This is a genomic window from Fructobacillus sp. EFB-N1, from assembly GCF_001038455.1.
In the GTDB taxonomy this organism is placed as follows: domain Bacteria; phylum Bacillota; class Bacilli; order Lactobacillales; family Lactobacillaceae; genus Fructobacillus; species Fructobacillus cardui.
Map to the genome: position 1 here is coordinate 19,326 of NZ_LDUY01000016.1, position 9,656 is coordinate 28,981.

At 41.5% G+C, this 9,656-nt stretch carries 15 protein-coding genes and 2 tRNA genes; 3 read left to right on the forward strand and 14 right to left on the reverse strand.

Annotation, left to right across the window (positions count from 1 at the left end):
- Positions 1-18 precede the first annotated feature (18 nt).
- Both FEFB_RS04770 and FEFB_RS04775 read right to left on the reverse strand, forming a co-directional pair.
- Positions 19-90 (reverse strand) — tRNA-Gln (locus FEFB_RS04770).
- A gap of 29 nt (positions 91-119) precedes the next feature.
- Positions 120-202 (reverse strand) — tRNA-Tyr (locus FEFB_RS04775).
- 290 nt (positions 203-492) lie between these two features.
- Here FEFB_RS04775 and FEFB_RS04780 point away from each other — a divergent pair.
- On the forward strand, positions 493-675 hold the full coding sequence (locus tag FEFB_RS04780; protein ID WP_047975099.1) for a hypothetical protein: 183 nt from the start codon (positions 493-495) through the stop codon (positions 673-675).
- A gap of 106 nt (positions 676-781) precedes the next feature.
- Here the strand turns inward: FEFB_RS04780 and FEFB_RS04785 are convergent, their stop codons facing one another.
- The 4 genes from FEFB_RS04785 to FEFB_RS04800 all read right to left on the reverse strand — a co-directional run bounded on the left by FEFB_RS04785 (position 782) and on the right by FEFB_RS04800 (position 2,972).
- Positions 782-1,186: a YxeA family protein gene (locus tag FEFB_RS04785; RefSeq protein WP_047975100.1), complete on the reverse strand. Its 405-nt coding sequence runs from the start codon at positions 1,184-1,186 to the stop codon at positions 782-784.
- Between the two features lie 21 nt (positions 1,187-1,207).
- Entirely contained in the window at positions 1,208-2,248 is a 1,041-nt protein-coding gene (locus FEFB_RS04790; RefSeq protein ID WP_047975101.1) for a YdcF family protein, read from the reverse strand.
- Between the two features lie 194 nt (positions 2,249-2,442).
- Positions 2,443-2,634: a type II CAAX prenyl endopeptidase Rce1 family protein gene (locus FEFB_RS09190; RefSeq protein ID WP_369795909.1), complete on the reverse strand. Its 192-nt coding sequence runs from the start codon at positions 2,632-2,634 to the stop codon at positions 2,443-2,445.
- Positions 2,635-2,645: 11 nt separating this feature from the next.
- Entirely contained in the window at positions 2,646-2,972 is a 327-nt protein-coding gene (locus FEFB_RS04800) for a hypothetical protein (RefSeq protein WP_047975103.1), read from the reverse strand.
- A gap of 82 nt (positions 2,973-3,054) precedes the next feature.
- Here FEFB_RS04800 and FEFB_RS04805 point away from each other — a divergent pair, with 82 nt between their 5' ends.
- A complete protein-coding gene (locus FEFB_RS04805; RefSeq protein ID WP_047975104.1) occupies positions 3,055-3,255 on the forward strand; it encodes a hypothetical protein in 201 nt (66 codons plus the stop codon).
- A 196-nt stretch (positions 3,256-3,451) separates the two neighbouring features.
- On the opposite strand, the gene FEFB_RS04810 is transcribed toward FEFB_RS04805, so the two are convergent.
- A complete protein-coding gene (locus FEFB_RS04810) occupies positions 3,452-5,719 on the reverse strand; it encodes an MMPL family transporter (RefSeq protein ID WP_047975105.1) in 2,268 nt (755 codons plus the stop codon).
- 161 nt (positions 5,720-5,880) lie between these two features.
- Between FEFB_RS04810 and FEFB_RS09195 the strand changes: the two genes are divergently transcribed.
- Complete coding sequence (locus FEFB_RS09195; protein ID WP_369795910.1) at positions 5,881-6,012, forward strand: TetR/AcrR family transcriptional regulator; 132 nt, start codon at positions 5,881-5,883, stop codon at positions 6,010-6,012.
- A gap of 525 nt (positions 6,013-6,537) precedes the next feature.
- On the opposite strand, the gene FEFB_RS08285 is transcribed toward FEFB_RS09195, so the two are convergent.
- From FEFB_RS08285 to FEFB_RS08715, 7 genes are all read right to left on the reverse strand, one after another.
- Positions 6,538-7,431 carry a peptidoglycan recognition family protein gene (locus tag FEFB_RS08285; RefSeq protein WP_053068952.1) on the reverse strand — a complete coding sequence of 298 codons (894 nt, stop codon included), beginning with the start codon at positions 7,429-7,431 and terminating at the stop codon, positions 6,538-6,540.
- A gap of 56 nt (positions 7,432-7,487) precedes the next feature.
- Positions 7,488-7,805 (reverse strand): phage holin, encoded by a 318-nt coding sequence (locus FEFB_RS04825; RefSeq protein ID WP_047975107.1) that lies wholly within the window; start codon positions 7,803-7,805, stop codon positions 7,488-7,490.
- 2 nt (positions 7,806-7,807) lie between these two features.
- Positions 7,808-8,071, reverse strand: a complete 264-nt coding sequence (locus FEFB_RS04830) for a hypothetical protein (protein WP_047975108.1) — start codon at positions 8,069-8,071, stop codon at positions 7,808-7,810.
- A 27-nt stretch (positions 8,072-8,098) separates the two neighbouring features.
- Positions 8,099-8,227: an XkdX family protein gene (locus tag FEFB_RS08475; protein ID WP_082131916.1), complete on the reverse strand. Its 129-nt coding sequence runs from the start codon at positions 8,225-8,227 to the stop codon at positions 8,099-8,101.
- Positions 8,227-8,535: a hypothetical protein gene (locus FEFB_RS04835; protein WP_047975109.1), complete on the reverse strand. Its 309-nt coding sequence runs from the start codon at positions 8,533-8,535 to the stop codon at positions 8,227-8,229. The genes FEFB_RS08475 and FEFB_RS04835 overlap by 1 nt, the downstream gene beginning before the upstream one ends.
- A 13-nt stretch (positions 8,536-8,548) precedes the next feature.
- Positions 8,549-9,028: a hypothetical protein gene (locus FEFB_RS04840; RefSeq protein ID WP_047975110.1), complete on the reverse strand. Its 480-nt coding sequence runs from the start codon at positions 9,026-9,028 to the stop codon at positions 8,549-8,551.
- Between the two features lie 11 nt (positions 9,029-9,039).
- Positions 9,040-9,656: hypothetical protein (locus tag FEFB_RS08715; RefSeq protein WP_047975112.1), on the reverse strand; the 617-nt coding region annotated here is incomplete at its 5' end.

A 9,656-nucleotide genomic window follows, 5' to 3' on the forward strand; every position in this document is an offset into this window, starting at 1 on the left:
TAGTCTTTTTACTTATCATTGCCCCTGCTGGGATCGAACCAGCGCATGGAGGTACCAAAAACCTCTGCCTTACCACTTGGCCAAGGGGCAATGCTTCTATTTTGCCTGAAGCGAGGCAATGGGAGCGGTAGGATTCGAACCTACGAACCCGAAGGAACGGAGTTACAGTCCGTCGCGTTTAGCCAGACTTCGCTACACTCCCGTATATCTTTACGACTATAATAGTATATCAAGATTGGTACCCCTTTGCAATCATTTTTTTAATTTTTCTCCTTTTCCCAATCATCAGTTTCGAAATAGTCAAGCAAGCGAAAAACTGACTATTGCTGGTCTTGGATTAATGCAATTGACATGACCTATTTACTGACATTGACAAATAATCGATAATATTTTGAAAAAGTTCTATAATATGCTTAAAATGTACTTTGCTGGTCGGTTTATGGCAAAACTAATTGTACTAACTAGACCACAAAATGAATAAGGAGGTTTTTGATGCTTGGAATTATTGGATTAATTATTGTGATTTTGTCCATCTTAGTCTTAATTGCGGGGAACACCGCCCCACTGCTCCGCCTGTACTTTGGTGACCGCAGTGTCATCTCTCAGATCTTTTGGGGAGTCATTTTGTTTGCTATCGGCGCCTTAATCTTAGGCTACAATGCACTCCATCTTTAAGATTATAATCTAATAAAAAAGGCTAGTTTGCTGTTGCTGGCAAGTAAGAAAGCTCTTCACTTCCTTGCTTGCCAGCACTGCTCACTAGTCTTTTTTACGCTCAACTTCAGCCCTCTATTTTGTCTAAGAGCTCTTGAAGGTCACGAGGAACCTTATTTTTATTCACGACCTCTGGCCCATACACAACCCTGGTTTTAGAAATATTCGCCTGCAAATATGCACCGGGTTGGTAAGCTTTGACAGTGCTACCTGACAAGGCAAAATCCAACTTTCGCTGAGAACCATCAATCAAAACGAAAGTAAAGGTATAATTATACGAATATGAGTTTGGCACTACTTTACCGCTATCGTCTTTGGTCACCACTTTTTTTGGAACTTGGTCTGGAACTTTAGTATATGCAATTTGGTCGGCATAGGTATTTTGATAGTAATTGACCCCCTGGTAAAAGAGACCAAGGCCAAATAAAATAGTAATCAAACCCACTGCAGACAAAGCAACCTTCTTTTTCATTTGCTTACCCCCTTCTATCACCTAAACAAAAAAGCTATTTACTATCAATACCAGGGCTAAAATAGCATGAAAAACCTTGTGCTGTAATAAAATGGCGACATACTCCCGAATCAGGGCGTTGGGCAAAAAATACCGGCTCGTTTTGGCACCCAGGCCATCAATTTCTAGTCCGACAAATCGAGCAAAGCCTGCCGCGCGAAAGACATGGTAATCATTAGTGGCAAAGAGCCCCTGCTTTAAGGACCAACCATGCTTTAGCACAATTTTTTTAGAAAAAGCCATGTTTTGGTAGGTGTTTTTTGACTGGTCTTCAACCAAAATAGCATCAGCGGGAATGCCAATTTTCTCAGCATAAACTTTCATGGCCATTGCTTCAGGCAGCTTTTCATCCCCACCTTGGCCACCAGACATAATTAATTTCAAAGGCTTTTGCGTCTTATTTAACTGGCGTTGACGAAAGTCTGCAGCAACTTGGATCCTGGAAGCCAACAAGGGTGATACTTGATCACCATGGAGTAAACCTGCCCCTAAAACAATAATGTATTCACGGTCATAGCGATAACGAATTATTTTAGTTAAAAGATATGACGACAAAAATGACAAAACCCAAAACAGTAAATAAAGCTGAAATGAATTAGCTAATTTTTCAACCACCATTACCCAGTAGTTTTCAGCCCAAAACCGGTTTAACAGTCGAAAAAACGCTGGAACCACCAAGAGCAGGACCCCTAGCCACAAAGTCAAAGTATTCCCAAATGAATGACTTTCACGACGCCAAACCAAGTAGGCGTTCCAGAGAAACAGATAAGAACTGGACAAAACAAGCAAAAAAATTGGAATTAAAACCAAAAAGGCTCCAGCAACAAAAATTGTCCGTAGCCAGCCTTGGTTAACCTGGACAACAACAGCGGCCACCGTCAGAATGTAAGTGATTAACGTTACGTTCAACGCAATACCGCACAGTAATCGGTACCGATTTTTCTGAATTAAGTACCAACTACCTCCAGTTGCCAGTACCGAAGCCACCAATAAAATAATGGTGATTGAGTAGACACCTTGCATAAATACTCCTTCAAAACACTTTCTTAACTAACTGCTTCCTTAGCTAGGCACCTGCAATCAGGGCCAAGGACTTAATAGTCTTGTTGCTCGACTAAGCGCACCAGCGCTGGCTTTTTCTTACGCCACATGACTAAGGCATAAATGAAAATGCCAACCTTCAACCAGGTCATCGCGGCCAAGGCCCATAGGCCAAATTACCCACCAGCCGTTGCAGCTGTGTCATGCGCTGTTCGCATAAAATCATCCGTAAAATGTAGGGCAATCGGGTACCAGAGACTGCCTGTTTGCAAGTAGATTACGGAAAAAACTAAACCAGAGATAAAGGCTAAAATGGACTGTAGCAAGACATAATTCAGTCCCGATTGGCCCAAATTGGTGAAGTGCATCAGCGCAAAAATCAAATTTGACCAAAAAATTGCTGCAAAAATTCGATCGAGGCTATATTTTTTCGAACAAAGTAGCTGGGCATTTTCCCTAAAAGGACACCTCGAGCTAAGAATTCTTCTGAAAAACCGCCCATTAAGCCCACCGCAATACTCGTGGTTAAGTCCTTAGTTAGCAAAAACGGTACGGCCATCAAGATGATGACAAAGCAAAGGCATAGGCTAACCCAATGGAATTGCCGGCTAAAATACAGTTGCTGTTTGGTCAGCAGGCAGTTAATAGCAATAACAATCAACAACTCATCAAATTTGAACAAAAAATTCGATTGTAACTCTGTCATCGATCAAGCATGGCGGAACCAAACCAGGCCACTATAGAGGACAACCTGAGTCAAAACGAGCTCGACAACCAGGAAAAGTGCAATGGTAAAGATTAAGTTCGATAATGTATTTTTTTATTTTTCATCAAAACAACCTCAAAAAAATATTGCAATTACTTTAGTTTTAAATTACAAATTCGAAACTATTATATACTATTTTCCCACAACCCGCTGTGGATTACCATTTGTTTTGACCCAAACTATGGGCGCACATTTCAAAATGAAGAGTGAAGAAGCAATTTGACCGAACCATAATAACGTCAGTCGTTTTTTATCAGAAATAAGCACACTCGCTATTTAGGGAATGAAGGAATGTTTTCTAATGCACTACGGGACCATTAAAGACTTGCCAAAAAGCAAAAAAGCCAGCTCAACTGAGCTAGCTTTTCCTTGACCTTCAATTTTTATTAAGCAGCAAAACTATGAAAGGTGTCGGTTTTTTATTTTTTATGACCCGGGAAAACCCAGTTGACTTTCCCAAAAATCTTTAACATTGCTGGCACGAAAAGCAAGCGAATAATAAAGGCATCGAAGAAAATCCCAAACGAGAGGGCCAAACCAATTGATTTGATTGTTGGATCCGGATCCAAAGCAAATGATCCAAAGACCGCAATCATAATCAAAGCAGCCGTTACCACAATCGGACCAGATGACTGCATAGCCACCGTGACAGCACGGTCATTATCGCCAGTCTTAACGTATTCTTCTCGGGCACGTGAGACCATAAAGACTTCGTAGTCCATTGCCAAACCAAAGATTAAGGCCGTTGTGATAATTGGCAAGAAGGCGAGGATTGGTGCCCCCTTAGCAACACCGAAAAGCCCCTTCATAAAGCCTTCTTGGATAACCAATGTGGTAAAGCCAAATGATGCTAACAGTGACAAGCCGAAGCCAACCATAGCCACAGCAGGAACAACGAATGAACGGAAGACAACCATCAACAAGATGAATGCCAGGACAATAATCGTCACTGCAAAGAGTGGTGTAGCATCGTTCAACTTCTTCGTGATGTCCAAGTTAACGGCATTGACACCAGTCATCGTAATCTTAGCATCATACTTTGACTCCGTTGTGTCAGAGTAATCCTTAATCTTGTGAACCAAGTCAGTTGTTTGCTTAGCAGCTGATCCCTTGGTTGGAATCACAACCATCATTGCGTACTTTCCATCCGCACTGATTTGATAAGGCTTTGATGCCTGGGCAATAATTGCTTGCTTAATTTGAGCTGCTGCTTGGTCCTGCTGAGCCTGAGTAGGTGCTTGACCCGTTGCTTGCGCTTGGGCCATCATCTTTTGCTGTGCTTCTTGGGTCAATTGCGTCTGCAAAGTGGCAGCCTTTTGCTGATCAACAGTCAATGGGCTCATCATCTTAACGCCCTTCATGTCAGCAATATAGCTGGCAATCTTGATCAAATTAGCTTCATTTTCTGTTTGCCCCTTATCAGTGTCCATCTTAACGACCGCAATCAAAGGTGAGTTCACCCCTTCACCAAACTTGTCAGAAATCATGTCATAAGCCTGACGCTCTGTTCGGTTATCAGGCAATGAACCGTTATATGGCATTCCTAAACGCATATTTTGCGCCGGTAGGGCGATTCCAACCAAGACCAAGACTGCCACAATCGAAACTGTCCAAGGGTGGCCTGTAATAAACTTAGTAATCTTTGATGGGTTCTTAGCCATATGTTCAACAGTCTGATTATTTGGCTTAATGAACTTAGCACAAGCCGCAATCAAAGCTGGCAAGAACGTCAACGCTGAAACAACGGCCACGGCCACGGCCACGGCTGTTGCCAATCCCATCGTCGTCACGAATTCGATGCCCGCAAAGGCCAAACCACAAACGGCAATAATAACTGTCACACCGGCGAAGATGACTGAACTACCAGCCTCTGAAAGCGCCAACCCCAGCGCCGTTTTCCGGTCACCGTTCGTATCAGCCAAATCAGTCCGATAACGGTTCAAAATAAAGAGCGAGTAATCAATTCCAACAGCCAATGACAACATGACGGCCAACGTTTGACTAACGCTAGCTAATGTAACAAAGTTGGTACCGATAGTAATCAACAATACCCCTGCAATTAAACCAACCAAGGCTGAAATGATTGGCATTCCAGCTGTCACGAAGGAGCGGAACAATACCAATAACAGCACGAAGGCGATGACAATTCCAATTAGCTCAGACTTGCCGCCAACTCCGATTGGTGTCACCTTGACTGACCCAGTAAAGGCGACCTTAGTATCGGAGTCCTTCACCTTATCGTTAAACGTATCCTTTACGCCATCAATTGCATCCTGGGAAACGTTTGTTGAATCATCCTTGAAGGTAATGTCAACGTAAGTTGTCGTCTTATCAGAGCTGATTATCCCTGTTGTATAGGGGTTTGAAATTGACTTAATGTCTGAAGAATACTTCTTTTGCAACTTATCGATAGCAGAGGCCACTTCGGCCTTGGTCTTATCGTCAGCAACACCATCCTTCTTATTTTGAATAACGGCCTTCATCGTTCCGCTATTCGGGTTCATCTTAAACTCTTTTTCAAGAGTGCTTTGTATGTTGGTTGATGGAATGCCAGTAATTGTCAAATTAGTTGTGTAGTGAGAACCGAATCCCACTGCCCCACCAATTAAAACAGCAATGGCAACCAACCAAACAAGAAAGGTCTTGAACTTATTTTCATAAATCCATTCTCCAAGACGCTTGAGCATGGTTGCTCCTCCTTTTATTTAATCATTATGTCTATTTTATTAACGAACTGGCCACTTTTAAAGAGTTAAAATTGTTATACTGTTACAAAGAGCAACAAATCCAAGAAAGTGTCTCAGTTACCATGGCCAACAAGACCTACGAATTAATGCATAAACATATTATGGAGACAGCTGCTGGCTTATTTAGCACAATCCCCTTCTCTAAACTAACAGTGAAGCAAATCTGTGAAGCCGCCAATATTAATCGCAATACTTTTTACCGGAACACAAAATGCCTATATATCAACTTTTAAACAAAAACACGTGTAAATATCGTGCATTTTTATAAATTGAAACAAAAAATAGCCAAGCGTTTGCTCGGATACCTCTTGGACGATTTTAGTTATTTGATATGTAAGTTATATCACTAAAAAAAGACGGGCGCACGTCTGCATTTTACCCCGTCAATTCCGCTATCCCACTGCGTACAGCCCGAGTAGCTTTCTATTAAATTTTATCATATGTACGCCCCTAAGAGCTTTGGTTAATTACCTAAATATAAAGATAATTTTTGAAAAGTTTCATCTGCTATGAATTTGTAATTGTAGTTAATAATTGAATATAAATCATACATATCAATGTTAGTTTTATCTGAAACAATTTCCAAAATATTATCATTTTGGAAGTAACTACTCAATAATTTTTTGCTAACTTTTGTTTTTACTTTGTTATTCATTTTATTCCTTATGTACAGGGCCGAAGCCCTATTTTTAATAATCGCCTAATTTTTGAAAATAGAAGCAGTAATTGGTATTGCTATTTTTAAATATTGGGTATTTTTAAGCATGATTCCAGAACTTGTCGGCATCGAACCAAATGATACCGTTGCCGTCCGAGAAATCAATTCCTACTGCATTGGCATTCTCAGAATACTTATCAATCGTGCCCCGTTGATACTCCTTCTTAAACGCTACACGTCCACCATCATTGAATGAACGACCCTGTGGATCGTCCAGGTCTTCCAGCAACTTAGTTGGGATACCATTGTCTCGCCAAGCGAACGGTTCTGCTGTCAGTTCCTGTGACCGAACCTGGTAGATTCTATATTGCAATTGGCAGTTATCGTTGATAAATGACCCCTGCAATACGAAACGATTGCCACCAGCTTGGAACTTTTGAATAGCGGTTTGCGCCACTGGTTGTGGGGCTGAAGTGGCTGTTTGAGTTGGAACATAACCACCGCCATTGTTAATGGCATTAGCTCGGTCAGCAATTTCTTGCAATTTACCAGTCAACTGACCTGGGCATGCTGTGCTAGTGAATTGCGAGTGTGGGAACAAGTTCTTATATGGAACAACTTGACCAAATCCATAACGATTAGCAATGTCGGCTACTAACTTAGCACTGGATTCGATAGTTGTCTGTGCAATGTCATAGTTAGGAGCTAGATTAACGTTTGCATGTTCAATGCCAATACTCGTTAAATTAGTACCCCAATCTCCTGCATGCCATGCTGTGTTGTCTTCGTCTACATAGGCTCGAATCTGCCCGTCTTGGCCAATACCATAGTGAGCTGAAGCCTGGCGACTATTCCAAATGCCAGGAACTGAATCATAGTCAGTTGTGGCCATGTGATGGATCACGATTTTATTAACTGAATTCCCCTGCCGGCCCTGCGTGTAATTAGGGAACGACTGGAATCCATAAGGTGTAGCCAATCCTGATACTGTCATTTTTTATTTCCTTTCATATAAAAAGGACACCCACAATGGATGTCTTCGTTTTTTAATTATTTCGTTGTGCCGATAGCGTTCAAACGAATCACTGCTTGTTCAACAACCGCCCCGATTTGTTCTTGTGAGAACTTATTGGTTAGATTATTAGCAGTCAACCGACTAGTAACTAATTGCATGGCTTGCGCCTTTTTATCAGGTCCTGCTAGTGACGTTGATTCAGCCATTGACACTGCTTGGTCGGCCCACGTCAGCAACAATTGCAAATTCCCGTTCTTGGTCTTTGTCTTGAGCAACGTCACAGCCGAATGAGCCAAATATCCCAAGAATGGTGTGAGAATTGTTGCGAGTGCCGTTAGCAAATTTGTGTCCATTATTATTTCTCCTTTTGTCCAACTAATACCTGCAATTGACCAATCTGCACTTCATGATTATTGACTCGGTCCTCTAAATCATCAGAGTGTGAGCGAATCTCACGAAGTGTTTCATTTAAACCCTTGAATTGATCCGTTAAATACTTGATTTCACGTAAAAGGGGATTTAAGACAATTGCCTTAAACCCCCATCCGATTCCTGCGATAATCGCACCACAAATTGTAACTAGTGATGCAATATCGCCTATATTTTGTACTGATAGCATCTGCTATCCCCCTTCTAATCCCGTTTATTATTGGTACACGACTCCTGTGATTTGCTGGTATTGGTCCGCTGTGATAATTTCCCCGATTACCCAATTCTTCAGGCTATCGTTGTTTTCGAGTCCCATTTCATACCAATTCTTTAGAATGTCGAACATCACTTAGCCTCCTTTTCAAGAGCCGATACTCGTTGTGACAATGCAATATTTTGCTTCAAAAGTTGATTAGCAATCGTGTTTAATTGCTGTTGTTGCGTATCTACCTGCTGCTTAGCATTTGCCTTTTGCTCGGCTAAATAATCATCCATTGAATTTCCTGTCCATGAATTAGTGGATTGATTCCACTTAGGAAGTCCATAGAATCCAGTTGGTTCTACTGTTGTAGTATTCTCTGGCTGTTCATCAGATTGAATAGCTCCTGGGATAAATTCAAAAGTTGTTGGGTTAAATTTGAAATACCATTGCATTTATTAGTCCTCCTTATGCTGGCCATGAGTCGTTAGTAGTATATGTTGCCCAAACTCTAAATTGAGAGTTGAAACCCGTATGGTTATTATCGTTACCAATTTGTACCCACATACCTTGGTTAAATACTTTACCGTCTGTCACTACATTTAGAAAGACGGCCGTATTACCGACCCAAGCAGTCATATTCTGTTCCAAAATTGGACGAAAACCTAAAGGAATTTGCATGTCAATATCTGACCAACCATTTAACGTGTCCCATGGTAGATTCCCATATCCTGTAAGATTGACTGTATCACCACTCCGTTGAACAACAACTGTTACACCATTCCCGCACGCCTTAAAAGTTTGGCTAGTTTTCTGTTGCTTACCTCTAATATCTCCGTTAGCAGTTAAATCATTAACCGTCACATCACGCTTTGGGTCTGCCAATTCGTTAAAGTTTCCATTAATTGCATCTGGGGCGTTATCCATGCCCTTAAAAATCTTTTCCATGAATATCTCCTTTATTCTAGTTTGAATTTCAAAGACTTAATGCCTTCGACTAAGTACCAGCTACTGCCGTGTTGCTCAATTGTGCCGTCCATCTTGTAATCCAGGGGAAGCACAACCTTGATCGTATTAACGTCTGAATAGACTACATTGCTGGCAACAGATACTGGATTAGTTCCACCGAATAACCCTTGTGGTTCTGTTCCTAGACCGTTAGGAGCTGTTCCAATTGCCCATTCATAGCTGAATACAGACACTGTCGGCATTCGATTTAAATTGTGTTTGATGGTTACCTCAAAACCTTGTGGCACGTACTTGGCCAGCAAAGTTTCAATGTTTTCAAATCGCTTGTCTAATACATCGAACTTGCCGTATGTCTGACTGTTACGAGCATCGATTACCTCGCTATCTTTGGTAGCGCCACTGAGAACCCCAGTAAATCGACCCTCTAAATCAGTCTGCCTTTTTTCGACCTGGGACTGACGACTAGAATTACTATCAATCAATTCTTTATTGCTATGCCACTTAGTGGATAGCCATTCAACGAATAATGCCAACGCTTCTCGTGTATCAGTACCCCACTGCTTCTCACGCAACCATTTAGCCAACGTCCGACTATTACTATCAACAA

What these genes read in the sequence shown, in the direction of transcription:
- FEFB_RS04780 (WP_047975099.1), top strand. Translation starts at nt 493, where the DNA reads ATGCTTGGAATTATTGGATTAATTATTGTGATTTTGTCCATCTTAGTC.
- FEFB_RS04785 (WP_047975100.1), bottom strand. Translation starts at nt 1,186, where the DNA reads ATGAAAAAGAAGGTTGCTTTGTCTGCAGTGGGTTTGATTACTATTTTA.
- FEFB_RS04790 (WP_047975101.1), bottom strand. Translation starts at nt 2,248, where the DNA reads ATGCAAGGTGTCTACTCAATCACCATTATTTTATTGGTGGCTTCGGTA.
- FEFB_RS09190 (WP_369795909.1), bottom strand. Translation starts at nt 2,634, where the DNA reads ATGCACTTCACCAATTTGGGCCAATCGGGACTGAATTATGTCTTGCTA.
- FEFB_RS04800 (WP_047975103.1), bottom strand. Translation starts at nt 2,972, where the DNA reads ATGACAGAGTTACAATCGAATTTTTTGTTCAAATTTGATGAGTTGTTG.
- FEFB_RS04805 (WP_047975104.1), top strand. Translation starts at nt 3,055, where the DNA reads ATGGTAAAGATTAAGTTCGATAATGTATTTTTTTATTTTTCATCAAAA.
- FEFB_RS04810 (WP_047975105.1), bottom strand. Translation starts at nt 5,719, where the DNA reads ATGCTCAAGCGTCTTGGAGAATGGATTTATGAAAATAAGTTCAAGACC.
- FEFB_RS09195 (WP_369795910.1), top strand. Translation starts at nt 5,881, where the DNA reads ATGGAGACAGCTGCTGGCTTATTTAGCACAATCCCCTTCTCTAAACTA.
- FEFB_RS08285 (WP_053068952.1), bottom strand. Translation starts at nt 7,431, where the DNA reads ATGACAGTATCAGGATTGGCTACACCTTATGGATTCCAGTCGTTCCCT.
- FEFB_RS04825 (WP_047975107.1), bottom strand. Translation starts at nt 7,805, where the DNA reads ATGGACACAAATTTGCTAACGGCACTCGCAACAATTCTCACACCATTC.
- FEFB_RS04830 (WP_047975108.1), bottom strand. Translation starts at nt 8,071, where the DNA reads ATGCTATCAGTACAAAATATAGGCGATATTGCATCACTAGTTACAATT.
- FEFB_RS08475 (WP_082131916.1), bottom strand. Translation starts at nt 8,227, where the DNA reads ATGTTCGACATTCTAAAGAATTGGTATGAAATGGGACTCGAAAACAAC.
- FEFB_RS04835 (WP_047975109.1), bottom strand. Translation starts at nt 8,535, where the DNA reads ATGCAATGGTATTTCAAATTTAACCCAACAACTTTTGAATTTATCCCA.
- FEFB_RS04840 (WP_047975110.1), bottom strand. Translation starts at nt 9,028, where the DNA reads ATGGAAAAGATTTTTAAGGGCATGGATAACGCCCCAGATGCAATTAAT.